Origin of the sequence: Maribacter sp. LLG6340-A2 (assembly GCF_045057105.1) — a bacterium.
In the GTDB taxonomy this organism is placed as follows: Bacteria; Bacteroidota; Bacteroidia; order Flavobacteriales; family Flavobacteriaceae; genus Maribacter.
The window spans coordinates 1-25,621 of the sequence record NZ_CP159332.1 but is presented as its reverse complement, the minus strand read 5'-3'; the positions used below and the strand labels follow the sequence as shown (position 1 = coordinate 25,621).

At 37.1% G+C, this 25,621-nt stretch carries 23 protein-coding genes; 8 read left to right on the top strand and 15 right to left on the bottom strand.

What is annotated here, in order from left to right; genetic code table 11:
• Positions 1–84: 84 nt before the first annotated feature.
• The 3 genes from ABVM52_RS00115 (at position 85) to hisS (ending at position 5,188) form a co-directional block, all read left to right on the top strand.
• Positions 85–3,192, top strand: a complete 3,108-nt coding sequence (locus tag ABVM52_RS00115) for a carboxypeptidase regulatory-like domain-containing protein (protein ID WP_405382489.1) — start codon at positions 85–87, stop codon at positions 3,190–3,192.
• A 60-nt stretch (positions 3,193–3,252) separates the two neighbouring features.
• Positions 3,253–3,729, top strand: a complete 477-nt coding sequence (locus ABVM52_RS00110) for a DUF6495 family protein (RefSeq protein ID WP_405382487.1) — start codon at positions 3,253–3,255, stop codon at positions 3,727–3,729.
• A gap of 82 nt (positions 3,730–3,811) precedes the next feature.
• Positions 3,812–5,188: a histidine--tRNA ligase gene (gene hisS / locus ABVM52_RS00105; protein WP_405382485.1), complete on the top strand. Its 1,377-nt coding sequence runs from the start codon at positions 3,812–3,814 to the stop codon at positions 5,186–5,188.
• 144 nt (positions 5,189–5,332) lie between these two features.
• Here hisS and ABVM52_RS00100 read toward each other — a convergent pair whose 3' ends face one another.
• Positions 5,333–5,881: an NUDIX domain-containing protein gene (locus ABVM52_RS00100; RefSeq protein ID WP_405382483.1), complete on the bottom strand. Its 549-nt coding sequence runs from the start codon at positions 5,879–5,881 to the stop codon at positions 5,333–5,335.
• 45 nt (positions 5,882–5,926) lie between these two features.
• Complete coding sequence (locus ABVM52_RS00095; RefSeq protein ID WP_405382481.1) at positions 5,927–7,018, bottom strand: M42 family metallopeptidase; 1,092 nt, start codon at positions 7,016–7,018, stop codon at positions 5,927–5,929.
• A 104-nt stretch (positions 7,019–7,122) separates the two neighbouring features.
• Here ABVM52_RS00095 and ABVM52_RS00090 point away from each other — a divergent pair, with 104 nt between their 5' ends.
• Entirely contained in the window at positions 7,123–7,815 is a 693-nt protein-coding gene (locus tag ABVM52_RS00090; protein WP_405382479.1) for a DUF4294 domain-containing protein, read from the top strand.
• On the opposite strand, the gene ABVM52_RS00085 is transcribed toward ABVM52_RS00090, so the two are convergent.
• The 10 genes from ABVM52_RS00085 to ABVM52_RS00040 form a co-directional block, all read right to left on the bottom strand.
• Positions 7,812–8,051, bottom strand: coding sequence for a DUF6095 family protein (locus ABVM52_RS00085; RefSeq protein WP_405382477.1), 240 nt, complete (start codon positions 8,049–8,051; stop codon positions 7,812–7,814). The genes ABVM52_RS00090 and ABVM52_RS00085 overlap by 4 nt on opposite strands.
• Positions 8,038–8,952 carry a DUF4249 domain-containing protein gene (locus ABVM52_RS00080; protein ID WP_405382475.1) on the bottom strand — a complete coding sequence of 305 codons (915 nt, stop codon included), beginning with the start codon at positions 8,950–8,952 and terminating at the stop codon, positions 8,038–8,040. Before ABVM52_RS00080 ends, ABVM52_RS00085 begins: the two co-directional genes overlap by 14 nt.
• A 4-nt stretch (positions 8,953–8,956) precedes the next feature.
• Positions 8,957–11,356, bottom strand: coding sequence for a TonB-dependent receptor (locus ABVM52_RS00075; RefSeq protein WP_405382473.1), 2,400 nt, complete (start codon positions 11,354–11,356; stop codon positions 8,957–8,959).
• Positions 11,357–11,467: 111 nt separating this feature from the next.
• Positions 11,468–13,684 (bottom strand): NADP-dependent isocitrate dehydrogenase, encoded by a 2,217-nt coding sequence (locus ABVM52_RS00070; protein WP_405382471.1) that lies wholly within the window; start codon positions 13,682–13,684, stop codon positions 11,468–11,470.
• A 645-nt stretch (positions 13,685–14,329) separates the two neighbouring features.
• Positions 14,330–14,680, bottom strand: a complete 351-nt coding sequence (gene rplS / locus ABVM52_RS00065; protein ID WP_089260171.1) for a 50S ribosomal protein L19 — start codon at positions 14,678–14,680, stop codon at positions 14,330–14,332.
• A 137-nt stretch (positions 14,681–14,817) separates the two neighbouring features.
• Positions 14,818–15,492 (bottom strand): tRNA (guanosine(37)-N1)-methyltransferase TrmD, encoded by a 675-nt coding sequence (gene trmD / locus ABVM52_RS00060; protein ID WP_405382469.1) that lies wholly within the window; start codon positions 15,490–15,492, stop codon positions 14,818–14,820.
• 14 nt (positions 15,493–15,506) lie between these two features.
• Positions 15,507–15,950 carry a GNAT family N-acetyltransferase gene (locus tag ABVM52_RS00055; protein WP_405382467.1) on the bottom strand — a complete coding sequence of 148 codons (444 nt, stop codon included), beginning with the start codon at positions 15,948–15,950 and terminating at the stop codon, positions 15,507–15,509.
• Between the two features lie 35 nt (positions 15,951–15,985).
• On the bottom strand, positions 15,986–16,606 hold the full coding sequence (locus ABVM52_RS00050) for a tRNA (guanine-N1)-methyltransferase (RefSeq protein ID WP_405382465.1): 621 nt from the start codon (positions 16,604–16,606) through the stop codon (positions 15,986–15,988).
• 144 nt (positions 16,607–16,750) lie between these two features.
• Positions 16,751–18,199: a glyceraldehyde-3-phosphate dehydrogenase gene (locus ABVM52_RS00045; protein WP_405382463.1), complete on the bottom strand. Its 1,449-nt coding sequence runs from the start codon at positions 18,197–18,199 to the stop codon at positions 16,751–16,753.
• Positions 18,200–18,317: 118 nt separating this feature from the next.
• Positions 18,318–19,709: a S1C family serine protease gene (locus ABVM52_RS00040; protein ID WP_405382461.1), complete on the bottom strand. Its 1,392-nt coding sequence runs from the start codon at positions 19,707–19,709 to the stop codon at positions 18,318–18,320.
• Between the two features lie 127 nt (positions 19,710–19,836).
• Between ABVM52_RS00040 and dapF the strand changes: the two genes are divergently transcribed.
• From dapF to ABVM52_RS00020, 4 genes are all read left to right on the top strand, one after another.
• Positions 19,837–20,613 carry a diaminopimelate epimerase gene (gene dapF, locus ABVM52_RS00035; protein ID WP_405382459.1) on the top strand — a complete coding sequence of 259 codons (777 nt, stop codon included), beginning with the start codon at positions 19,837–19,839 and terminating at the stop codon, positions 20,611–20,613.
• Positions 20,607–21,131 carry a GNAT family N-acetyltransferase gene (locus tag ABVM52_RS00030; RefSeq protein ID WP_405382457.1) on the top strand — a complete coding sequence of 175 codons (525 nt, stop codon included), beginning with the start codon at positions 20,607–20,609 and terminating at the stop codon, positions 21,129–21,131. Before dapF ends, ABVM52_RS00030 begins: the two co-directional genes overlap by 7 nt.
• Positions 21,131–22,174, top strand: coding sequence for an endolytic transglycosylase MltG (gene mltG / locus ABVM52_RS00025; protein WP_405382455.1), 1,044 nt, complete (start codon positions 21,131–21,133; stop codon positions 22,172–22,174). Before ABVM52_RS00030 ends, mltG begins: the two co-directional genes overlap by 1 nt.
• A gap of 148 nt (positions 22,175–22,322) precedes the next feature.
• Entirely contained in the window at positions 22,323–22,952 is a 630-nt protein-coding gene (locus tag ABVM52_RS00020) for a hypothetical protein (protein ID WP_405382453.1), read from the top strand.
• Positions 22,953–23,007: 55 nt separating this feature from the next.
• Here the strand turns inward: ABVM52_RS00020 and ABVM52_RS00015 are convergent, their stop codons facing one another.
• Genes ABVM52_RS00015 through dnaA form a run of 3 tightly spaced genes read right to left on the bottom strand, consistent with a single transcriptional unit; the run spans position 23,008 to position 25,621 of the window.
• On the bottom strand, positions 23,008–23,733 hold the full coding sequence (locus tag ABVM52_RS00015) for an SAM-dependent methyltransferase (protein ID WP_405382451.1): 726 nt from the start codon (positions 23,731–23,733) through the stop codon (positions 23,008–23,010).
• Between the two features lies 1 nt (position 23,734).
• Entirely contained in the window at positions 23,735–24,184 is a 450-nt protein-coding gene (locus tag ABVM52_RS00010; RefSeq protein WP_405382449.1) for a low molecular weight protein-tyrosine-phosphatase, read from the bottom strand.
• A gap of 12 nt (positions 24,185–24,196) precedes the next feature.
• Positions 24,197–25,621: a chromosomal replication initiator protein DnaA gene (gene dnaA, locus ABVM52_RS00005; RefSeq protein ID WP_405382447.1), complete on the bottom strand. Its 1,425-nt coding sequence runs from the start codon at positions 25,619–25,621 to the stop codon at positions 24,197–24,199.

Below are 25,621 nucleotides of genomic sequence, written 5' to 3'. Positions count from 1 at the left end.
TTTAAAAAGAGCTATGCATGCATAGCTCTTTTTTTTATGCTTATTTTTGGGGAAATAACTCATAACCTTCTCAAAACTAATTTTATGAAAAAACAAGTATTGTTTCAACTGTTATTTTTGATCGTAACAGTAACAAGTTACGCTCAGGTCACGACCTCCAATATTAGGGGTTTGGTCGTTGATGATCAGAAAGAACCTTTATTCGGTGCCAATATTGTTGCCGTTCATACTCCAACGGGTACAAAATATGGATCTATTACCAATGAGGACGGTAGGTTTAACCTATTGAACTTGCGTGTTGGCGGTCCTTATGAATTGGAAATAACGTATGTTGGTTTTAAACCTTATACATTAAATGAGGTGTATTTGTCATTAGGTCAGACCTTTAATGTAGATACCCAATTGGCCAGTGAAAGCCAATCATTGGATGAAGTAACCGTAGTTTCTGATCGTTCTGGTACTTTTAGTAGTGACAGGACTGGGGCAGAGACCAATGTAGGTAGAAGGGAACTAACACGTTTACCTACCATATCCAGGTCGGCACAGGATTTTACAAGACTAGAGCCAACGGCAAGCGGAAATTCTTTTGGAGGTAGAAACGATCAATTCAATAATTTCTCCTTGGACGGAGCAATTTTCAATAATCCTTTTGGGTTAGATGCGGCAACACCAGGAGGGCAAACAAACTCACAACCCATTTCCTTAGATGCAATAGATCAGATTCAAGTATCCACGGCTCCATATGATGTAACGCAGTCAGGTTTTACAGGAGCATCGGTGAATGCGGTAACCAAAAGTGGTTCTAACGAATTTCATGGAACGGCCTATGGTTTTTTTAGAAACGAAGATATGACCGGAGGCAAGGTTAGGGGAGATGATGTGGTTAAACCAAAACTGGAACAAAATCAATATGGTGTAAGTATTGGTGGCCCGGTAATTAAAAACAAACTGTTCTTTTTTGCGAATTTTGAAAAAGATGATAGAACAGATTTAGGGACCAATGGTTGGGTACCTAATACAGGATCAGGAGCAATTAATGAGTCTAGGGTTCTTGAGAGCGATTTAATTGCGGTAAGGGATCAATTACTTGCCGTTGGCTATGATCCTGGAGCCTATGAGGGCTTTGTGCATAAGGCAGAGTCAACCAAAGGTTTGTTTAAGTTAGATTGGAACATCAATGATAATAATAGATTAGCGGTTATTTATAATTTCCTAAATGCCAGTAAGGAAAAACCGGCACACCCAACTGCAATTCAATTCAGGGGACCAAATGCCAATACCCTTCAGTTCCAAAATTCAGGGTATGAAATAAATAATGAACTAAAATCGGTTCAGGTAGAATTAAATTCCACCCTGTCAGAAACTGCATCCAATAAGTTGCAAGTAGGATACACGCATTTCAACGATTATAGAAATCCGTTTTCTACGCCTGCACCATCAATAAATATTTCAAAGGATGGTTCCAATTATATCATTGCGGGGCATGAGCCATTTTCAGCAAATAATAGGTTGGACCAAAAAGTTTTTCAGGTAACCAATAATCTTAATTTCTATAAAGGGGACCATACGTATACTGTAGGTTTTTCATTGGAAAAATTTATGTTCGATAATTCCTTTAACCTTACCGCTTACGGTTTTGATTTATTCGGGAGTGTTGATATTGCTGATTTTGATGCAACTGCTTATGATTTTGCCGGTCCACAAGCCACTTTCAATGCCAATAACGCAGTGCCAGATGGTGAAGGTTGGGCCTTGGCCGAAACTAATGTAGGTCAATTGGCATTTTACGTGCAAGATGAATGGAACCTAAGTGAGAAATTTAAGTTGACTTATGGTGTAAGGTTTGATAAGCCTTTGTTTTATGATTCTGCCGAAAAAGCACAAGATGTTATAGACAGAGGGTTTGTAATAGCAGACCAACCTTACCAAAATCCAAATACCGGAGAAACCGTATTTATAGACAATACCCAAATGCCCACCAATGATTGGTTGATTTCACCAAGAGTAGGTTTTAACTACGATGTATATGGTGACCGCTCATTACAATTACGTGGAGGATCAGGTCTGTTTACCGGACGTTTTCCGTTTGTATGGTTAGGAAACCAGATTGCTGCCCCAGATGTATTTTTCTTACAGGCAGTAGACCCGGAATATAAGTTTCCACAGGTATGGAGAACAAACATAGGTGCAGATAAGCGTTTGGATAATGGTCTTGTACTAACTGCAGATATATCGTACACCAAGGATATCAACGGTCCACATGTACAGAACTGGGCGTTGACTTCACCATCGGGTAATTTGTCAGGAGTAGATACCAGGGCAGTCTATACGGAGGACGATTTATTAAATAGCTTTGGTTTGGGAGCAGGGCCCTATGTATTTACCAATTCCAATAAGGGTAGAATTTGGAATGCGTCTTTAAAAGCTCAAAAAACATTTGATAACGGTTTGTATACCATGGTGGCCTATAGTTATTTGGATGCTAAAGATGTAAACTCTATTGAAGCGGAAATTACTTCCGATGCCTTTGTTGGTAATCCTGTGGTCAATGATGCCAATGCCGATGTATTAGCGCCTTCCAAATATGGGGATAAACATAGGTTCATTGGTGTGGCCAGTAAAAATTGGACCTATGGTAATGAAAAATGGGGAACAACTATATCTACCTTTTTTGAATATGCACAAGGTGGTAGGTTCAACTATACCTATGGTGGTGACATTAATGGGGATGGTTCAGGAATCAATGATTTGATCTATGTACCTACTCCTGCAGAAATCGATCAAATGCAATTTGCCGCTTCAGGTCAAGGAGCTGCGTTTAATAATTATATAGAGCAAGATGATTATTTGAGCGGAAGAAGAGGAGAATACGCTGAACGTTATGGCGCTTTGGCACCTTGGAGAGGCAGATGGGATTTAAAAATTCTTCAGGATTATAAATTCAACGTTTCTGCTACCAAGACCAATACCGTTCAATTTAGTATAGATGTATTGAATATAGGAAATATGATCAACTCTAATTGGGGATTGGTGCAACAGCCTAATAATGTACAACCTGTTGGTGTATCTGTAGACGCAAATACTAACGTACCTACATATACATTTAATCCGGATTTAACGGAGACTTTTGGTTATGATGCAAGTCTACTGTCCAGATGGCAGGCACAATTTGGCTTACGATATATTTTCTAAATAGTTAAATTAAGTTGAAAAAGCCCTAACAATTCTGTTGGGGCTTTTTATTTTTGCAATATGAAGTATACAAGACTTACAAAGGAACAACTGGAAGAATTACACCAAGAATTTATTAATTTCTTAGCAACGCAATCTATAACAGGTGATGAGTGGGAAACAATTAAAAAGGATAAGCCAAAAGTTGCTGAAGAGGAAATAGATGTTTTTAGCGATTTGGTCTGGGAGGGAGTTTTGACCAAAGTGGCATATTTGGAAAACATTTCTAAAGATCAAATGCATTTATTCCATCTTACGGAAAAGGAGATGAAGTTAATTTCGGTCAAGGTAATCAATCCTGAAGTAGATTTAACTACCAAAGAAGGCTTTGGTTGGTTTAGGAAAAATTGGCAGTCAGATTTTGTAGAATACCTTACGGCCTCCAAAGCTTATACCGATGATAAAAACGTAGACAAATTTTTATTGTTACAACAAGGAGCGGTTATTACAAAGGGCGAGTTGTATCAATGGTTTGAGAAGGTTATTGAACCTTCATAACTACAGTAACAATTGTTTATTAGTCTTTCTTCATTGTAGTCTACTTCAATGAAGGTTATATTTGTAAATCAAACGAACATTAATGGCACAAAAACCATCTATACCAAAAGGTACACGAGATTTTTCTCCTTCTGAAATTGCAAAACGCAATTATATTTTTGATACCATAAAGAAAAACTTTAAAACCTTTGGTTTTCAACCAATAGAAACACCTTCATTTGAAAATTCTGAAACCCTATTGGGTAAATACGGGGAGGAAGGTGACCGTTTAATTTTTAAGATTTTAAATTCGGGAGATTTTATAAGTAAGGTAGATGATGTCACTTATAGTTCCAAAGAGTCCTCAACAATAGCCCCTAAGATTACGGAGAAGGCGTTAAGATATGATTTAACGGTACCTTTTGCGCGTTATGTGGTAATGCATCAAAATGAACTAAGTTTCCCCTTTAAACGCTATCAAATTCAGCCGGTTTGGCGTGCGGACCGACCGCAAAAAGGTCGTTTTAGGGAATTTTTTCAATGTGATGCAGATGTTGTAGGATCAGATTCCTTATTGCAAGAAGTAGAGCTTGTACAATTATATGATGCCGTTTTTGCAGACTTGAAGTTAGATGGGGTAACCATTAAAATGAACAATAGAAAGATTTTGGCAGGTATTGCAGAAGTCATTGGTGCTAAACATTTATTGATAGATTTTACCGTTGCTTTGGATAAGTTGGATAAAATTGGTGCGGAAGGAGTAAAGAAAGAAATGTTGGCCAAAGGAATTTCTGTGGAGGCCATTGAAAAAGCTTCTCCGCTTTTTGAACCACAAGGAAGTAATGTAGATCAGCTAGAAAGATTGGATGCTTTGCTAGAGGGTTCGGAAGAAGGTAAGAAAGGTTTGGAGGAACTCAGGTTTATTCTGGAAACAATTTCATCCATAGGTCTGCAGTCTGCCAAACTAGCAATTGACGTAACATTGGCCCGAGGATTAAATTATTATACAGGGGCTATTTTTGAAGTCGCTGCTCCAGAGGGCGTTAAAATGGGCTCTATAGGAGGCGGGGGAAGATATGATGACCTTACCGGTATTTTTGGATTAAAAGATGTGAGTGGTGTAGGTATTTCGTTTGGTTTGGATAGAGTCTACTTAGTATTGGAAGAATTGAACTTGTTTCCACATTCCGTAGATAAATCACTTGACGTACTTTGCCTTAATTTTGGACAAAAAGAAGCACTGGCCTCCTTAAAATTAATAACGGTATTGCGTAAAAAAGGGGTGTATGCAGATTTGTATCCATCAGACGCAAAGATTCAAAAGCAATTTAAATACGCCAATAATAGAAAAGTACCACATGTTATTCTATTGGGTGAAGAAGAATTAAATTCAAATTCCTTTGTGGTCAAACACATGGAAAGTGGCCAACAGACCACTTACTCGTTTTCAGAAGTAGATACATTTATTTCTGAGTTGTAAATAATTAAAGAATGACTTTAGAAAAATTAAAGCCTAACATAAAATGCTAGAAATCCGATAGGTAGATTTAGTGTCTTAGTAGGTGTTTTTATTGGAATGTCTACATGCATTGGTTGGTCTCCGTAAAGTTCCAATTTTAGACCTTTATAGTAATTGCTGTTTTATTGCTCTTGCAGTAGTTTCGTAATATTGAAGAGAGTGGGGCACAAAAGGAGCATCTTGTTTTGTTTTCAATGCTGTAAGAAACGTATCTATTGGCATTAATTTAAGGTCATCTACCTCACTTTCTTGTTTTGTTAAACTGTTTAAAGGAACGGTTAATTCCGCTATGAAGGTATGGTGAAATTCACGATCCATTAAACTAGCAGAATGGTCTTGGACAGATTTGAATACTCCAATTTTTTGTAAATCTTTTTTTTGAATTTCCAATCCTATTTCTTCTTGTGTTTCTCGAAGGGCAGAATCTATTATTTCTTCTCCGGCACCAATATGTCCCGCAACCGAAACATCCCACAAACCAGGAAAAATATCTTTATTCCATGCTCGTTTCTGTAATAAAATTTGTTTCTCCTTGGTATAAAACCAAATATGTACCGTAGCATGAAAAAGTCCATTTGCATGGGCAAAAGACTTCATTTGGGTGGTACCGGTAGGGGAACCGTCCTCATTTAAAATATCAATTCGTTCATCCATAGGTAAAAAAAATCCCTCTATAAGTAGTAAGAGGGATTGTATTGCTTAATCAAAATAACTAAAGGTTTCCCCTTCCTTAATATTTAAAAGGGTTTCGTAAATCAATTTGATAACATTTTCAACATCGTCTTTGTGCACCATTTCAACGGTGGTGTGCATATATCGTAATGGTAAAGAAATTAAAGCAGAGGCTACGCCACCATTGCTATACGCAAATGCATCTGTATCAGTTCCCGTAGAACGTGATGCAGCCATACGCTGAAAAGGTATTTCCTTTGCTTCGGCAGTTTCTATAATGCGCTCACGCAATTTATTTTGTACCGCAGGGGCATAGGAAATAACAGGTCCCAAACCAATTTCCGTATGACCTTGAGTTTTCTTTTCAATCATAGGTGTGGTGGTGTCATGACAGACATCAGTAATAATAGCCACATTTGGTTTTATGGTCTGCGTGATCATTTCGGCTCCGCGCAGTCCAATTTCTTCTTGAACGGAATTGGTGATATATAGTCCAAAAGGAAGCTCAACTTTATTTTCATGGAGCAAACGAGCAACTTCCGCAATCATAAAACCACCTGCACGGTTATCAATGGCCCTACAAACAAACTTATCGCCATTTAAAACATGAAATGTGTCTGGGTAGGTGATTACACATCCTACATGAACACCCATTTTTTCAACTTCAGCCTTATCCTTTGCTCCTATATCTATACAAATATTATCCAATTTTGGAGCAAGCTCTTCTTTTTCGCCTTTACGAGTATGTATGGCAGGCCAGCCAAAAACACCCTTAACGATTCCGTTTTTAGTGTGGATGTCCACCCATTTAGAAGTTGCAATTTGATGATCACTGCCACCGTTTCTAATGACATAGATTAAGCCATTGTCCGTAATATAATTTACATACCAAGAAATTTCATCTGAATGACCTTCTATGACCACTTTGTATTTGGCATCGGGGTTTATTACACCCACTGCGGTTCCGTACGTGTCCGTAATAAAGGTATCCACATATGGTTTAAGATAGTTCATCCATAATTTCTGCCCTTCCCATTCATAGCCGGTAGGTGCAGCGTTATTTAGATATTTTTCAAAAAAGTCCAAAGACTCGTCCGTTATTATTTTATTATTCGCCATCTACATATTTTTAAGATACAAACTTAACAATATTAGCGTTGTATTAATAATAACCTTTTGTATTAATGATTAATTTTGGCAAGACTTTTGCTTAACCTGTGTCAATGAAATATAACATTGTATTTTTTATTTTATATATGACGTCTTTGTCGTTCTGTAATGCACAGGTGGCAGAGCAGGAGTTGGATTCCGTTGCTGAAAGATTGATTATAGTTGCAGGTGATTCTTTGGTACAAAGTTCAATAGCCCTTGAGGAAACCTATGTTTTTGGAAAACTGAAATTTTCATCTTATGATGATAAATTACGGTATTATATTCTTCGTAGGAAGACTGAAAAAGTTTATCCTTATGCTAAACTTGCCGCAGAAAGGTTGGTAGAGTTAAACGATAGTTTAGCAAGTATTAAGAACAACCGCAAGCGAAAAAGGTATACAAAAAAAGTTCAAAAGTATATTGAAGAGGAATTCTCGGAAGAGTTAAAGAAACTTACCCGAACAGAAGGTCAGATTCTGGTGAAATTAATTTATAGACAAACCGGTTCTACGGCGTTTGATCTGGTGAAGGACTTAAGAAATGGTTGGCGTGCGTTTTGGTACAATACGACGGCTAAGCTGTTTAAAATCAGTATAAAGGAAGAGTTTCACCCAGACCAGGTAGAGGAAGATTATTTAATTGAAGATATTTTGCAACGCGCCTTTTCCAAAGGTAAATTGGAGCGACAAGCAACAGTATTGGATTACGATTATGACCAACTTTATAACAAATGGAAAAAACCTTCAAAAGTTCCTAAAGATTAGGTGTTCTTTGTTTTTTTACCAAATACCGAGTCAACAATTGTAGAAATACCTTTAAACCCCATGATCACGGCCCAACCCGCTAGAAGAATACCAAGAATGCATACAGGCCAAAAAAATGGATGTTCTTGATTTTTAAATGCTTGCCATAGAATAAATGGGGCCGTAAACATTAAGATAACGGTAGTTCCTAGTTTTTTAAGGCCTTTAACGAGTAAATCTTTATCAGTTCTCTTCATCCTGTATTACGATACTTTTTTTGTGTTCCTGTACAATGGCAAAATAGCCAAGGGCATAATTATTAGAGCGTTCTACGTTATCTTTAACTTCATTGTTGTCTAAACCGGTAACATTGGTAATATTTCCCCTTACAGTTGCGGCGGGAGTTTGAAATGGACCTTGGTCGCCACCTGATTGCACAATTATTTGGTTCATGTAATTATAGAAAGATTCAGTAGCTCCCAATAAACTAATTTCAATGATATCATCTGAATTCAGGGCCAAGTCTGCATCATAAAAATAGGAGAAAACAAAAGTCTGTCCTTGGTAGAATTCATCTTCGGTAACTAAATATTCATTAAAATCGAAATCAAGAATATAAAAATCATTTCGATCTCCATTATCAGTAAAAGTAACAATGACCTCTGTTTCATCTCCAGAGAATAACGTTTGGTCTCCCTGCTCCAAAGTATCTATGGGTACAGATTTTACGTAGGTAGTAGAGGCAAAAAAACGTTCCTGCTCAGTTTCAAGGATAAGTTGAAAAACATCACCTTCATTAATATTTTGCACGCGTATTCTTTGGTCGCTGTCATATGATGGATCAGGCACCCATTTACCAGAGCCGGGTTCTAGTTCCGTTAAATAGGAAATTCCGCCTCCTTCAAGAATTTCTGGGGCATTTGGATTTGGAGTTCCATAAAAAATTGCCGCGCTTTTTAAATTTGCAATCGTATTGGTTTCAAAAAAAGAACTACTTTCCGTAACCGTAATTTCTACGGGTACAAATTCCTCTGTCTCGTCTACCCTAATAACGCCGTTCACAATTAGTCGTGAATCATTTTCCGGTAAGGTAACATCAACTACGTCCTCACAGGAAAAGAACAAACCAAGTATTAGGATCATTATTAACTTTTTCATGATTTTATAGTTTAAAATTATAGGTTACCGCAGGTACAATACCAAAAATAGAGGTCCTTACTGCTTCATTGGCTCCGGTATCATCATTACGTCTAAAGTTGATTGAAGCTGCATTACGGCGGTTATATACATTATATAAGCTAAAAACCCATTCTCCTTTGATTTTTTTCTCTCTATTCTTTTTGGGGGTCAAGGTTGCGGAAAGATCCAAACGGTTATAGTCCGGTAAGCGTTCACTATTACGTTGGCCGTAGTAGGGTATGGTGAGACCTTCAAATTCAAATTGACCAATAGGATAATTGGTAGGTTGGCCCGTTTGATAGGTAAAATTACTACTAAAACTCCATTTTTCGTTTAGTTCATAATTAACGAATAAAGAAATGTCGTGAGTTTTATCATATGGGGTGTTGTACCAATTTCCAAAATTAATGCCAGATTCCAAATTGCTTCTACCATCATCTTCAAACGATGCCCTGCCTGGGGTTCGTTGTTCAGATTTAGAAAGGGTATAGGCTAACCAACCTTGTAATTTACCCTCGTTTTTACGTAATAAAAGTTCTAGGCCATAAGCACGTGCTTCACCATTTAGTATTACCTGTTCTATGGCATTGTTGGCTATGAGGTTGGCACCATCTATATAATCTATCCTATTCTGAACGTCTTTATAAAACACCTCACTTTCAACAGAGAAGTCTCCATCCGCCAAATTTTTAAAATATCCCAGTGCGTATTGGTCTAGCAGTTGCGGTTTAACGAAAGGGCCGCTCGGTGTCCATACATCCAAGGGGGTAGGGGAGCTGGTATTGGATAAAAGGTGTAGGTATTGTGCTAGCCTTGTATAGCTTGCTTTTAAGGAACTCGTTTCGTTCAATGTATACGATAGGGATGCCCTTGGTTCAAAATTACTAAATGTAGACAGCGTAGTACCTCTACCTGGATTGATTACATTTATGGGCTCCGCTTCCTTATAAATGAGCAAAAATGGGTCAAAATCCACTGGGTTGTTGTTGGCGTAAACATTTAATTCATCTTGACCTAATCGCATAAAATGACTAAAACGCAATCCATAGCCCACACTAAGATTATTTGTAATACGTTGCTCTATATCTATGTAAGCAGCAAATTCATTGGCATATTTTTGAATTAATTGTTCCTCTACAATGCCAGATTCTGAATTACTAGGCTCTATTTTACCCGGATTAAATTGATAGTATATATTGTTGACACCATAGTTTACCTGGAGCTTATCGCTTAGATAATGCTTAAGGTCGTATTTGATATTAAAATTCCGAATACCTGAATTCCAATTGAAACCAACGAAATCTAGTTTAAGTCCGTAATAATAATCTGAATATATGAGCGATAGGTTAGAAAACAATTTGTCAGAAAACAAGTGGTTCCATCTAAAATTTCCAACCGCGTTACCATAGGTGTTTACAAAGCTTTCGTTAATACCAAAAACATCCCTACCAAAATACCCGGAAAGAAAAATATTGTTTTTTTCATTGAGCCTATAGTTCAGTTTGGTGTTTAAGTCATAAAAATAGGCCGTGTTGTCAATATCGAACAGTGGTAAAAAAAGATGCGCGTAAGATGCTCTGCCGCCAATAAGAAAAGCGGCCTTGTCCTTTATAATAGGACCCTCTACCAATAATCTACTGGCAACTGCACCAATACCTCCATTCATTTTAAACTTCTTGCTGTTACCTTCTTTTTGAAAAATATCGAGAACGGAAGAAACCCTACCGCCGTATCGTGCAGGAATTCCACCTTTATATAGTTTTACATCCTTTATTGCATCTGGATTAAAAACAGAAAAGAAGCCGAACAAATGGGAAGAATTAAAAATTATAGCTTCATCTAAAAGAATAAGGTTTTGGTCGGCGGCCCCACCACGAACGTTAAACCCAGAAGCCCCTTCACCGGCATTGGTAACTCCGGGCAATAATAATATGGATTTTATAACATCTGCCTCACCTAGAATTACTGGTATCTTTTTAATTGTGCCAATAGAAAGTGTATTAACACTCATCTGTGGCTTTCTGATATCCATTTTCTCCACATTTTCGCTCACCACTACTTCATCAAGTTGTTCGGCTTCTTCGTTCATGAAAAAATCCATTTTTCTATTTTCCGATAAAACGATTTCCTGCATGATATCAGTAAAGCCCAAATAGCTAATGTTGATTTTATAAGTGCCTTCTGGTAAGGTAATAGAATAAAAACCGTATTCATTGGTAGTAACCCCTGTTTGTAACTCTGGAAAAGCAATGGTAACCCCAATTAAGGTTTCATTACTTTGGCTCTCCAATACGGTGCCACTTAGTGTAAACTTTTGTTGCCCCCAAGCGGTAGAAAAGTGAAGAATGGTACAGAAAAGAATAATTTTAAAATATTCCTTCATCAATTTTTTTTGTAAAAATACTTAGAATACTAGTTCATTGGTTAAAAACGGACCCAATAAAAATACCCTTAACCAAAGGTTAAGGGTATTGAATCTAATGCCTAAATAGTATTATAGATTGCTAAGGATGCTGTTAAGCGTTGTGCTAGGGCGCATAGCCTTTGCTACCATTACTTCATCTGGTTTAAAGTATCCACCTACATTCTGTTCGGTGCCTTGAGCATCAATCAATTCTTGTAGAATTTGGTCCTCTTGCTGGTTAATTTGACTACTAACGGTAGTAAAAATAGCCTTTAACTCAGCGTTATCATTCTGTTCGGCCAGAGCTTCGGCCCAATATTTAGCTAAATAGAAATGGCTGCCTCTGGTATCCAATTCCTTTACTTTTCTAGAAGGTGACTTATCATTCAATAAGAATTTTTCCGTAGCGCTATCTAAAGTATCACCAAGTATTTTGGCTTGAGAATTATTATTCTTTTCACCATAGAACTCCAGTGAAACACCCAAGGCTAAAAATTCCCCTAGGGAATCCCAACGTAAGTGTCCTTCTTCTAAAAATTGTTCAACGTGTTTGGGAGCGGATCCACCTGCACCTGTTTCAAACAAACCACCACCGTTCATTAATGGTACGATTGACAACATTTTGGCACTGGTACCTACCTCTAAAATAGGAAATAGGTCGGTCAAATAATCTCTAAGGACATTACCGGATACAGATATGGTGTCTTTCCCTGCCTTCATTCTCTTTAAAGTGAATTCCGTTGCCGCTGTGGGTGCCATGATTTGTATATCCAAACCTTGAGTATCCTCGTTCTTTAAGTAAACATTTACTTTCTTAATCAGTTCGGCATCATGCGATCTGTTTTCATCTAGCCAGAAAATGGCTGGTACGTTCGTAGCTCTAGCCCTTGAAACTGCTAATTTAACCCAATCTTGGATAGGGGCGTCCTTAACTTGGCACATACGCCAAATATCACCTTCTTCCACTTCATGCTCCAAAAGCACTTTACCTGTGGCTATATCCACTACTTGGACCTTGCCAGGCTCTTGAATTTCAAAGGTTTTGTCATGAGAGCCGTATTCTTCAGCTTTTTGAGCCATTAGCCCCACATTGGGCACCGTACCCATGGTGGTAGGGTCAAAAGCGCCATGTTCTTTACAAAAGTTTATGGTTGCGGTATAAATACCTGCGTAGCTACTATCTGGGATTACAGCTTTGGTATCTTGTGGTTTACCATTGGCATTCCACATTTGTCCAGAATTACGGATCATTGCCGGCATGGATGCATCAATTATAATATCGCTTGGTACATGTAGATTGGTAATTCCTTTATCTGAGTTTACCATGGCCAAATCTGGACCATTATTGAAAGCTTCATCCAAATCTTGCTTAATTTGAGCAGTCTCGTTGGCCGGTAATTGTTCTATTTTCTGATATAAACTTGCCAAGCCATCATTAGGACTTATACCTAATTGGTCAAACGTAGCTTCATACTTTTCAAATACAGATTTTAAAAAGGTTTCTACCACGTGGCCAAAAATAATTGGATCGGACACTTTCATCATGGTAGCCTTTAAGTGTACTGAAAATAGTACACCTTGTTCTTTAGCATCCTTAATTTCCTTTTTAAGAAAATCTAACAATGCAGTTTTGTTCATTACGGTGGCGTCAATAATCTCACCTTCCAAAAGATCAACATTTTCTTTTAATATGGAAGTAGCGTTTTTACCTGCCAATTTAATCTGTACGGCCATGGCATTTGGTACGGTCAAGGATTTTTCATTAGCTTGAAAATCACCATCTCCCATAGTAGCTACATGAGTTTTTGAATCTGAACTCCAAGCTCCCATACTATGCGGGTTTTGCTTAGCATAGTTCTTTACGGCCCTTGGTGCTCTACGATCAGAGTTACCTTCTCTTAATACAGGGTTTACGGCACTTCCTTTAATCTTATCGTACTTTGCCTTTATTTCCTTTTCATCATCATTTTTAGGTTCATCTGGGTAATCAGGTAAGTTGTATCCTTTGGCTTGCAATTCTTTAATTGCACCATTTAATTGCGGTATAGACGCACTAATATTTGGTAACTTTATAATATTTGCTTCTGGCTGTTTGGCCATTTTGCCCAATTCTTCCAAATCGTTAGATACCCGTTGTTCTGGTGTTAGAAATTCTGGAAAGGTTGCGGCAATTCTACCTGCCAATGAAATATCCTTAGTTTCTATTTCTATTCCTGAAGTTTTAGTAAAAGCTTTTACAATAGGTAAAAATGACTCAGTTGCCAATGCTGGTGCCTCGTCAGTTTTGGTATAAAATATTTTGGACATATTTGGTTTTATTTTTTTTAATTAAAGCGGAACAAATATACAATTTTATATAGGCTAAAAAGATAGGATTTGCTTGAATATTTAAGGAGATAACAGAAGTTTTGTGAAATAACAAAAGCCATATCATTGTACAAGTACATTGATATGGCTTTTTAGAAAAAGTTTACGGACAGTTTGTTTTAATTTTTCATTAAAACGGCAACCCTTGATTGCATCCGCTTCACTGATTCAACGTTTGAAAGTATGTGTATCTATAACAAGCCGTAATAGATAACATCATATTTCATTTTTATTACCTTCATTAATTAAAACTTACATTTCGTAAGTCTCTCAAATTAATTCATTAAAACTATATGAAAGCGACAGCCTTACAAGCTTTAACTCACCTGTGTTATGTTGCATTGCAACCACTAAGTTCAGTAATAATCCAAAGAACGTAAGCTTTGAAATGATTTTTAAATAATGATTTCTTGGACACCCTTATTTAATAATCACACTTCAATATATAAAAAAAAATAATAAGTTGCTGTTTTTTAACTATTTATTAATCAACACGTTGTGAACTTGAGTTGTTAACATTTGTGCATAAAAAAAGCTCTGTTTGCTATTTTAAACAGAGCTTTTATATATTTTTCGGATACTTTTTTATCCTCTAACTTCCTTGATTCTAGCCTTCTTACCAGTTAATTCACGGAAATAGTAAATTCTTGATCTACGTACTTTACCACGTTTGTTTACTTCTATTTTTTGAAGTGCAGGTAAGTTAATAGGGAAGATACGTTCAACACCAACGGTGCCTGACATTTTACGAATAGTAAAAGTTTCAGTTGCTCCCGTTCCTCTTCTTTGTATTACTACACCTTTAAAAAACTGGGTTCTTGTCTTTTCACCTTCTCTAATTTCATAGTACACTGTAATTGTGTCACCAGATGAAAACTTTGGGAATTCTTTTTTAGTTACGAATTCGTCTTGTACAAATTTTATTAATGATTCCATTGTATTGTTAATTGGAATTAGATTAAAGCAACATTCACGATTTTCGTCAGAGGTTGTTCTAACAGGGTGCAAAAATAATCCTAATTTTATAACCTACAAGTATTTTTTGCAATTTTTGAAAATATCTTGGCAATGTTTTATTCTAGCAGGTCCGGCCGTAGCTTTTGCGTACGTTCCATGGCCTGGTTCTCTCGCCATTCTTCTATTTTGCCAAAATTACCGCTTAATAAAATTTCAGGAACTTTCATGCCTTTATATTCTGCCGGCCTTGTGTATACCGGTGGTGCCAAAAGTCCGTCCTGAAAAGTATCCGTAAGGGCAGAGGTCTCATCGTTGAGTACACCGGGCAAAAGGCGAATGACTGCATCACACAGTACGGCAGCTCCCAATTCACCGCCGGAAAGCACATAATCACCTATAGATATTTCTTTGGTAATATAGGCATCCCTAATCCTTTGGTCAACACCTTTATAGTGTCCACATAGAATAATAATATTCTCTACCATAGATAATTGGTTGGCCATTTGTTGATCTAAGGTGTTTCCATCTGGCGTCATATAAATGATTTCATCATAATCTCGTTCAGCCTTTAAACTGGAAATACACTTATCTATAGGTTCTATCATAAGAACCATGCCTGCACCACCACCAAATTGATAGTCGTCAACATTCCTATACTTGGTATTGGTATAATCCCTTAAATTGTGAAAATGGACTTCTACCAAACCTTTATCAATGGCTCTTTTGAGTATGGAAGCTTCAAAAGGACTGGTCAATAATTCGGGCAATACCGTTATTATGTCTATTCGCATGGTGTGTAAGCGGATTATTTAACCGACCAAAAGTAATGAAAACAATGCACATCTTTCTTCCAGCCTAGTTTTTCATATAAATTTTGAGCCGGATTATCTATAGCGGTTTCTAATGCTAGCCCTTTATATTTATGCTTTGTACAATACTCCTGTGCTTTTAAAAGTAACCCTTGGCCAATATTTTTATTTCTGTATTTAGGATCAACAAATAAATCGTTGAGAATAAGCGAGGGTTCAAGGGTGACGGACGAAAATGTAAAGTATAATTGTACAAAACCAACGGCCAAGCCATCTTTATATGAAGCAAATATGATGGATTCCCTATTTTTTATTCTTTCATTTAAAAATGAAGCAGCAGCAGGTATATTGGAAGATTGTCCGTAAAAAACTCGGTAGCTGTCTAAAAGAGGTACAATATCCGTCACCTGTGGTAATTCAATTTGTATTATATCGTCCATAGCAAAAAAAAGCTCCTTGGTAAGGAGCTTATAGTTTATTTTGTTTTTTTCTGTTTGTTGATTTCATCTTGAAGCTGCCTACTAATTTTCTGCTCTCGTTCCAATGCCCTTCTTCGATGGTCTTCATATTCTACCTCAAGTTCAGATAAATTCTGTTTTGCTTCCTGGGTTAGGATATTACTGTTTCTAAATTTATAAATAAACAATCCTAATAAAAGGAACAGTCCGCCTATAATGGTCCATAATATAAAATTATACGTACCTTTTGATACTGAAATACCTAAAAAGGACATACTATCCTTTTCTTCAGTCACAGCCGCTAGATTGGTAGTGGTTTCTTCTAGTTTTTTATTTAAGGAACTTATGGTCGTTTCATGCTCGGATATGGTAGCCTTAAGTTCGTTCGTTTTCTTGTTCATAGCCGCAATGGAGTCCAAAACATTCTTGCGTATTTTAAATAAGTTGGATTCTTTTACAACCTCATACCTAACGCCATCTGCCCGGTAATTACCAGAACGTTTGGAAATATAGTCGAACTGATTGCTAATGGGTCCTTCATCAAGAGATAATTTGTCATTTTCTTCTGTGTCTTGTGCATATTGTAGGTTTGCAACAAGTAGGAATGCCAGAACTAATAGTATTCTATTGAATTTCATGTAAAAGATTCTTGTATTAAAATAAATGATTTAGAGTGGGCTAAAGTACTTTATTAAAGTCAATTTAGAAAAAAAAACGGGCAAAGGTTGTTCGCCTTTATTAATGTACGTAGCGCATGGAAAAAAAGATGTTTTTTATTAAAATTAGTAATATGTAAAACGCCTTACTTTTGCAATATATTTGGCTAAGCGTATTACTTGATGTGAGTATCCGTATTCGTTGTCATACCATATATAAAGTACAATCTTCTTTCCGGTGCCGGAAACTATGGTAGCACAACTGTCATAAATGGATGGGGCAGAGGTGCTAATAATATCACTAGACACCAATTCTTTGTTAAGTGAATACTTTATCTGTTCTACTAAATCTCCTTCCAAGGCATATTTTTTAATCATGGTATTAATGCCTTCTAAAGAGGTTTTTTGATCTACTTCTAAATTGAGAATGGCTAAAGATCCATTTGGTACGGGTACCCTAATGGCATTTGAGGTTAGTTTGCCCTGTAAGGAAGGTAAGGCTTTTGCAACAGCTTGGCCGGCACCTGTTTCTGTAATAACCATATTTAAAGCTGCGGCTCTACCTCTGCGGTATTTACTGTGCATATTGTCCACCAAATTTTGATCGTTGGTATAAGCATGAATAGTTTCTAAATGACCGTGATTAATACCAAGAGTTTCTTCAATAACCTTTAAAATAGGGCTAATGGCATTAGTGGTACAAGAGGCTGCAGAAAACAATTGTGTGTTATCTGGGTCATATTCCAAATGGTTGACACCATGTACGATGTTGGCAATCCCCTTTCCTGGTGCGGTAAGCAGTATTTTTTCCGCTCCTTGGGCCTTTAAATGACGCTCTAATTGTTCTTTTGTTCTAAATGCACCCGTGTTATCTATGATCAAGGCATTGGAAATTCCATATTCCGTGTAGTCAATTTCTTCTGGAGCATTTGCATAAATAACATGAACGGTAGTGCCGTTAATAATCAGTTTTTTATTTTCATGGTCCGTACTCACGGTCCCGTTAAAAATTCCGTGGACGGAATCTGTGCGTAATAAACTGGCTCTCTTTTCTAGGTTTTCACTGGTATCGTTGCCTCTTACAACAATGGCTCTTAATCGCATTTGATTGCCTTTGCCGGTTTTAGACATCAGTTCGCGGGCAACCAACCTCCCTATTCTTCCAAACCCGTAAAGGACCACATCTTTTGGTTCAATAGTTTTAAAATCTTGTGCAGTTTTTAATTTATCGAATACAAAATCCTTTACGTTATCAAAGGTGTTATCGTCAGAATGAAATTCATAGGTTAACTTTCCTATATCCAGTTTAGCTGGGGGTAAGGGTATGCTGGAAATTGCACGTAAAATTTCAACAGAATCAAAAATTGATATTGGCTTTTGTACAAATTCTCCGGCATATTCGTGTAAGTGAATAATATCACTTACGTTCTTATCAATGACTTGGTTTTTGAACAATACGATTTCTATTGATTTGTCATACCATAAATCGCTTACAATTTTTATGAATTCAGTTGTCGCTTTTCTTCGATCGGCCTGAAAGGCCAATTCTTTCTCGTATGTGGTGGTTGGAACCATGATCAGTAGATGGGTTTTTTGTTATTTTTTGCGAAATTATGAAATTTAAAAGCTTTTAATAATAATTATTATCAAAAAAGCCTTCGTTTTTACGAAGGCTTCAATTTAATGCAATTTTCTATTGAAAAATCAGTCGGTCTCGTTCACCGTTGGATCCCAACATGGTAATGACCGTTTTGTCATATTTTGAAATAGCCCCAAAGGCATTATAGGCATCATCTATATTTCCAATTTCTACATCATCAACCTTAATAATAACTTTTTCTGATAGTCCATACCCTCTATATCGTTCTGGAACACCAATAATTTTGACCCCTGTTTTTGTCCTATAAATTCTTTTATCCCGCTCCGTTAAATTTCTTACCTCAAGGCCCATTTCCGGAACTACCAATTGCTGACGTTCTTTTAAGGTCAATGGCAACTCCATTAATTCTTCATTTCTATTGATTACTACATTTAATGTGTCACCAGGTCTTTTGGTAGAAAGATACCCCGTAAGGTCTGGATATTTATGAACCGTAATTTCGTCTACTTTTTTAATAACATCTCCTATTTTCATACCGGCTTCCTCTGCAGCGGATTCTGGCTCTATACGCTCAATATATACACCGTCAATATTATTGATTCCTTTCTCAATAGCATCGCGGGTATTAATAGGAGCGGGACTAATGCCCATAAATCCTTTTTGAACATTCCCGTATTCAAGAATATCCTGAACTACTTTTTTGGCAATATTACTGGGCACTGCAAAAGAATACCCAATATATGAACCGGTCTGGGAAGAAATTGCCGTATTTATGCCTACTAGATCTCCGTTGGTATTGACCAAGGCACCACCTGAGTTACCAGGGTTTACCGCAGCATCTGTCTGGATAAAAGATTGGTGTTTGCCTAAGTTACGTGCTTTGGCGCTAACAATACCTGCAGTTACGGTAGATGTTAGGTTGAAAGGGTTACCTACCGCCAGTACCCATTCGCCAATTTTTGTTTGGTCAGAATCTGCAAAAGCTAGGTAAGGTAGTTTTTCCTTGGCATCTATTTTTAATAATGCAATATCAGAATTTGGGTCAGTACCTATCAACTCGGCATCGTAAGTTTTGTCATTGTTCAAGGTAACCTGTAATTGGTTTGCTTTGGAAATAACGTGGTTATTGGTAACAATGTAACCATCAGAAGAAATGATAACCCCTGAACCTGTACCTATTTGAGGTACCGTACTTCCTCCGTGGCCATAAAAAATATCGAATATGGTGGTGGGGCTTTTTCTTAAGGTGATATTGGCTACGTGTACCACCGCATTTACCGTATTTTCAGCAGCTGTTGTAAAATCCACCTCGTTGATTCCGGCACCCTTTGCAGAGGTAGGTGTATAGCTTGTATTTACAAGACCATTTTCATTGGTTTGGGTAATGATGGTAAAGTTTTCTTTCTCGATGAAATATTTATATCCCATTAAAGTTATTGCGCCGGCAAAAACTGCAACAAGAAGAAGACTAGCTATTCTTTTCATAATCCATTTAAATTTAGCGTACTACCCGTAAAATTACTGGTTTTTATGAGTATATATAAGCGTTTAACTACTTTTTAACTACTTCATACAACTTAATTATGTGGTATATTTGTTTCTTTAAAACGACATGAAAAATACATTTTATAAATATCAGGGAACCGGGAACGATTTTGTTATGATCGATAACCGAAATGGGAATTTTGAGCATACCAATAATGCCTTAATTGCACACCTCTGTGATCGTAGATTTGGAATTGGTGCCGATGGACTTATATTATTGGAAAATGATGATGATACCGACTTTAGAATGGTATATTTTAATGCGGACGGCAATGAAAGTACCATGTGTGGAAATGGGGGTAGGTGTATAGTGGCATTTGCACATTTTCTGGGTATTGTAGGAACGGAAATGGAATTTGTTGCTATTGATGGCCGCCATAAAGCTAGAATAGAAGGAGATGTGGTAAGTTTAAAAATGCAGGATGTTCTTGAAATTAAAGAGAAACCCAATGCATTGTTCATGAATACTGGCTCCCCTCACCATGTTCAATTGGTAAACAAGTTGCAAGAATTTGATGTCAAGCGGGAAGGAGCTCGGTTGCGATATGGTATTTATGGGGAGAAAGGAAGTAATATTAATTTTGTGGAAGCAAATAAGGACAATGGTTTTAGTATACGCACTTATGAGCGTGGTGTAGAGGACGAAACGTTGTCTTGCGGCACAGGGGTTACAGCTGTTGCTTTGGCTATGCATCACCTGGGAAATACACATGCTACCACTATTGCAATTGCTGCCCAAGGAGGAAACTTAAGTGTTGATTTTACTTATGATAATGGTGGGTATAGTGACATTTACTTAAAAGGAGAGGCTAAACAAGTGTTCAAAGGAGAAATGGAGTGGTAACGTTAAGAGGAGATATGGTGTATTTAAGGGCCTTGGAAAAAGAGGACCTTAATTTTCTATATGAATTGGAGAACAATAGTAAGGTTTGGGAAATTAGCGGAACGGTTACACCGTATTCTAAAGATGTGTTACAACTATATTTGGATAATGCCCATAGGGATATCTATGATGTTAAACAATTACGTTTGGTAATTAGTAATTACGAGCATAAGGCTATTGGGCTTATTGATCTTTTTGATTTTGACCCCAATCACAAGCGTGCAGGTATGGGTATAGTAATCCATGATGAATTGCAGCGAAATAAAGGCGTTGGGGCAGAGGCTATAACCTTATTTTGTAATTACGCATTTGAAGTGTTAGGATTGCGTCAGGTTTATGCCAATATTTTGGAAGATAACAGTGCGAGTATGCATCTGTTTCAAAAATTAGGCTTTATTCCCGTTGGTGTTAAACAAGATTGGGTGCGACTTGGCAATTCCTATAAAAATGAAATTTTGTTACAAAAAATAAATAGGTGATGAAAACAAAACAAATTGTTTTAGGGGTAATAACTTTAGGCTTAATTGGAGGTGGAATTTTTGCTTATATCCTATATTCAACTTTTTTTACACCCAATACGCGTTTTGAGACGGACGATGCTTTTGTATATATTCCAACGGATGCCACGGTTGAAATTTTGGAAGAACGCCTATCACCATTTATAACAGATTTAGATTCTTTTAAATCTGCAGCGGATAAAAAAGGCTATTTACAGAATATTAAAGCTGGAAAATTCAGAATTAAGAAGGGAATGAACAATAATGAACTGGTAAATTCACTTAGAAGTGGAAACTTACCGGTAAAAGTTTCTTTTAACAATCAGGAGACCCTACATGATTTGGCAGGTAGGATAGCTGCGCAGATAGAGGCAGATAGTATAAGTCTGTTGGCCGCATTTAAGGATAAGTCTTTTTTAAATACAAATGGATTTAATGAAGCCAATAGCTTATCACCGTATATACCCAATAGTTATGAATTTTTCTGGAATACTTCTGCAGAAGGTTTTAGGGATAGAATGTTCAAGGAATATCAACGTTTTTGGACCGATGCCCGTAAAGAGAAAGCAAAACGTTTGGGATTGTCACCCAATGATGTAATTGCGTTAGCTTCCATAGTGCATAAGGAAACAGCAAAAATAGATGAACGGCCTAGAGTTGCAGGAGTATATTTAAACAGGTTACGTAAAAACATGCTGCTGCAGGCGGATCCCACGGTAATTTATGCTATTAAAAAAGAAACCGGAAATTTTGATACGGTCATTAAGCGTGTTCTTTATAAGGATTTGGAATTGGATTCTCCTTATAACACGTATAAATACCTTGGATTGCCACCGGGACCCATAGCTATGCCAGACATTACGGCCGTTGATGCGGTGCTTAACCCAGAAAAACATAAATACTACTATTTTGTGGCCAATGTGGAGAAATTTGGGTATCATATGTTTGCAGAAAGTTTGACGCAACATAACCGAAATAAGGCACAATACATCCGGTGGATCAACTCCAGAAAAATAAAAAGATAGGTAATTTACCCGATTTTTAGAACTTGTTAACTAAATCTGGATAGTTTTAACACAACCTTCCCATTCTACATAAATTTCCATTCTACCTTTGTCCTGGAAATTTAAGCAAGCAAATAGTAGTCGCTGTAAGTCTTAAGAAATAGATACTATGAAAAGATGGATATTGATAAGTTGTCCTCTTGTTGCCATGTTTATTTTATCTGGTTATGGTTTTAAAACTTTAAATGTTAAGGTTCCGGAACAGCTAAGATTAAATGAACCTACTTTGGTTTCGTTTCCACAGGACGAAACATCTTTACCCAGTTATGAAATTAGACCGCCTTATATTGGCAGTCAATTTATAGGATTTAAGGAAGCATTGGCTTTTAAAGAATCTCAAGGAAATTATTTTGTTACCAATACCTATGGTTATTTAGGTAAATACCAATTTGGCATGGGAACGTTAGCCTTGGTTGGTGTTTATGATGGTAATCATTTTTTAAGTAATCCAGAACTACAGGAGCGTGCATTTTATGTAAATATTTCCCGTAATAAATGGATTTTAAGAAAGGATATAAAGCGTTTTGTTGGTATGAAAATGCGGGGTATAGAGATTACGGAATCAGGTATATTGGCCGCTGCCCACCTTGCAGGACCAGGTAACGTAAAGATTTTCCTAAGGTCGCAGGGGAGAATGGATATCAAGGACGGATATGGTACAAGTATATCCAATTATATGAAAAAGTTTTCTGGTTATGATATCTCAATGGTCTCGCCAAAAAGAAATCCAAGAATTTAAGAGTTAAAGTAGATATGAAAATGGGAAACCTTGGCATTATTTTGTCAAGGTTTTTTTATGCTTGAATAATAAAGATTGCCGGTCTTTTGTGTAAATCAACATTTTCTCTTTTCCAATTCACGGCGGTTTTGGTTTTTATATATTCCGTAGGTAGGGTAATGTCCGCAGCAATTGAAATTCTAGTGCTGGGCGCCAAGGTTCTTATGAGTTCCTCTAGCATTTTGTTATTACGATAGGGTGTTTCTATGAATATTTGAGATTGTTTTTCTTCTTTGCTTTTACGCTCCAAAGTTTTAATGGTTCTTTTGCGCTCTGCACCATCTATGGGCAAATAACCATTAAATGCAAAATTTTGACCGTTCATTCCGCTGGCCATTAAAGCTAAAAGTATGGATGATGGTCCTACCAACGGAACTACCTGTATGTTTTTTTCATGGGCAATTTTTACTACCGCCGCACCGGGATCGGCAATTCCTGGGCAACCTGCCTCAGAAAGAATGCCTACATCAAAGCCTTCTAGACAGGGGTTAAGAAATGTTGGTATTTCTTGCTGTTCCGTAAACTTATTCAACAAGGATAATTTAAGCGAAGGCTGGGACTTTCTAGGGCTGATTTTTTTTATGAAATGACGAGCGGTTTTTTCATTTTCAACAATATAATGGTCCAGTCGCTCAATGGTCTGTTTTATGGAAATTGGTAAAACCTCTAGTGGTGCCATATCTCCTAAGGTAGATGGGATCAAATAAACACTTCCAAGTTTTCCATTGTTCTGTGTGCTCATATTAGTTTTTAATTTTGGTGGCAATTATTTCACAAGCTTGGTCGATCATTTGAAATACGGTTTCAAATCCGTCATTAGAATCATAGTAGGGGTCAGGTACTTCTCTGTCTTTAGCATCTATTTCGTTTAATAGTAGCTTTACTTTTGAGGCATCACTTTGGTTGCGGGCTAAGCTTATAATATTGCCATAATTGCTTTTATCCATGGCGTAAATAAGGTCAAAACGGTCAAAGTCTTTAACTGAAAACTTTCGGCATCTTTGAGTGCTAATATCTATTCCGTGGTCAAATGCAACCTTAACGGACCGTGGATCTGGCGGATTGCCAATATGATATCCCGCAGTTCCTGCAGAATCGACCTTTATTTTAAAACCGTTTACTTTATTTTTAAGAATGCCTTCGGCCAATGGGGACCTACAGATATTTCCTAGGCAAACCATCAACACATTCATGGGGTAGGGGTATTAAGAGAATTTTTTGGTTAGGTCGTCAATATACTTCCTGAACTGTTTGTCGGTTTCAGCAAGATTATCCACGGTTTTGCAGGCGTGGAGTACGGTTGCATGATCCCTTTTACCAATTTGTGAGCCAATGCTAGCAAGTGAAGCCTTGGTGAATTTTTTGGCAAAGAACATGGCAAGTTGTCTTGCTTGGACAATATGTCTTTTTCTGGTTTTGGATTGAAGGGTGGCAACATCCATTTCAAAATAATCGGATACAACTTTTTGAATGTAATCTATAGAGACCTCTCTTTTGGTATTCTTTACAAACTTTTCTACTACCTGTTGGGCAAGTTCTATAGTAACTTCTCTCTTGTTTAAGGTAGATTGTGCGATCAATGATATTATGGCCCCTTCTAATTCCCTAATATTTGTTTTAATATGTTTTGCAACATAGTCAATAATATCTTCAGGAATTTCAACACCGTCTCTATACAGTTTATTCTTTAAAATGGATATCCTTGTTTCGTAATCCGGACTCTGTAATTCTGCGGAAAGGCCCCATTTAAATCTTGAAAGCAATCGCTGTTCTATATCCTGCATGTCAACGGGTGCCTTGTCAGAGGTAAGGATGACCTGTTTACCGTTTTGATGCAAGTGGTTAAATATGTGGAAAAATACGTCTTGTGTACCAGATTTACCGGATAAAAACTGTACGTCATCAATAATGAGTACGTCAATTAACTGGTAAAAATGTATAAAGTCGTTACGTGTATTTTTCTTTACGGATTCTATATACTGCTGCGTAAATTTTTCGGCAGAAATATAAAGAACGGTGCGTTCTGGATATTTGTCCTTTATTTCGACACCAATGGCATGTGCCAAATGTGTTTTGCCAAGACCAACACCACCAAATACCAATAGAGGATTAAAAGATGTTCCTCCAGGTTTATTGGCTACGGCCATACCGGCTGATCTGGCCAATCTGTTGGAATCTCCTTCCAAAAAATTATCAAAATTATAATTGGGGTTTAACTGAGATTCTATTTTAATATTTCTAATTCCTGGAATTACGAACGGATTTCGTAATTCTGGATTTTTAGATTTAATGGGTACGTCCATTTCCTGTGCGGCCATGGCGCCCCTGTTTGAACTTGGTATTTTTTCAGTGAACGGTTCTTTGTTGCCATAGGTGTTCTCCATTCGAATGATGTAGACCAACTTGGCACTTTCGCCCAACTCTTTTGTCAATGCAACTTTTAAAAGTTTTACATAATGTTCTTCAAGCCATTCGTAAAAGAATTTACTGGGAACTTGAATGCTTAATGCGTTCTCTGTTAACTTGATTGGTTTAATAGGTTCAAACCATGTTTTGAATGCCTGCGGTTGGATATTATCCTTAATAAACACCAAACAATTTTTCCATACGGAATTAGCAGTAACACTCAT

Bases quoted from the DNA above. Each gene is read 5' to 3' on its own strand.
- ABVM52_RS00115 (WP_405382489.1), top strand. From the start codon at position 85: ATGAAAAAACAAGTATTGTTTCAACTGTTATTTTTGATCGTAACAGTA.
- ABVM52_RS00110 (WP_405382487.1), top strand. From the start codon at position 3,253: ATGAAGTATACAAGACTTACAAAGGAACAACTGGAAGAATTACACCAA.
- hisS (WP_405382485.1), top strand. From the start codon at position 3,812: ATGGCACAAAAACCATCTATACCAAAAGGTACACGAGATTTTTCTCCT.
- ABVM52_RS00100 (WP_405382483.1), bottom strand. From the start codon at position 5,881: ATGGATGAACGAATTGATATTTTAAATGAGGACGGTTCCCCTACCGGT.
- ABVM52_RS00095 (WP_405382481.1), bottom strand. From the start codon at position 7,018: ATGGCGAATAATAAAATAATAACGGACGAGTCTTTGGACTTTTTTGAA.
- ABVM52_RS00090 (WP_405382479.1), top strand. From the start codon at position 7,123: ATGAAATATAACATTGTATTTTTTATTTTATATATGACGTCTTTGTCG.
- ABVM52_RS00085 (WP_405382477.1), bottom strand. From the start codon at position 8,051: ATGAAGAGAACTGATAAAGATTTACTCGTTAAAGGCCTTAAAAAACTA.
- ABVM52_RS00080 (WP_405382475.1), bottom strand. From the start codon at position 8,952: ATGAAAAAGTTAATAATGATCCTAATACTTGGTTTGTTCTTTTCCTGT.
- ABVM52_RS00075 (WP_405382473.1), bottom strand. From the start codon at position 11,356: ATGAAGGAATATTTTAAAATTATTCTTTTCTGTACCATTCTTCACTTT.
- ABVM52_RS00070 (WP_405382471.1), bottom strand. From the start codon at position 13,684: ATGTCCAAAATATTTTATACCAAAACTGACGAGGCACCAGCATTGGCA.
- rplS (WP_089260171.1), bottom strand. From the start codon at position 14,680: ATGGAATCATTAATAAAATTTGTACAAGACGAATTCGTAACTAAAAAA.
- trmD (WP_405382469.1), bottom strand. From the start codon at position 15,492: ATGCGAATAGACATAATAACGGTATTGCCCGAATTATTGACCAGTCCT.
- ABVM52_RS00055 (WP_405382467.1), bottom strand. From the start codon at position 15,950: ATGGACGATATAATACAAATTGAATTACCACAGGTGACGGATATTGTA.
- ABVM52_RS00050 (WP_405382465.1), bottom strand. From the start codon at position 16,606: ATGAAATTCAATAGAATACTATTAGTTCTGGCATTCCTACTTGTTGCA.
- ABVM52_RS00045 (WP_405382463.1), bottom strand. From the start codon at position 18,199: ATGGTTCCAACCACCACATACGAGAAAGAATTGGCCTTTCAGGCCGAT.
- ABVM52_RS00040 (WP_405382461.1), bottom strand. From the start codon at position 19,709: ATGAAAAGAATAGCTAGTCTTCTTCTTGTTGCAGTTTTTGCCGGCGCA.
- dapF (WP_405382459.1), top strand. From the start codon at position 19,837: ATGAAAAATACATTTTATAAATATCAGGGAACCGGGAACGATTTTGTT.
- mltG (WP_405382455.1), top strand. From the start codon at position 21,131: ATGAAAACAAAACAAATTGTTTTAGGGGTAATAACTTTAGGCTTAATT.
- ABVM52_RS00020 (WP_405382453.1), top strand. From the start codon at position 22,323: ATGAAAAGATGGATATTGATAAGTTGTCCTCTTGTTGCCATGTTTATT.
- ABVM52_RS00015 (WP_405382451.1), bottom strand. From the start codon at position 23,733: ATGAGCACACAGAACAATGGAAAACTTGGAAGTGTTTATTTGATCCCA.
- ABVM52_RS00010 (WP_405382449.1), bottom strand. From the start codon at position 24,184: ATGAATGTGTTGATGGTTTGCCTAGGAAATATCTGTAGGTCCCCATTG.
- dnaA (WP_405382447.1), bottom strand. From the start codon at position 25,621: ATGAGTGTTACTGCTAATTCCGTATGGAAAAATTGTTTGGTGTTTATT.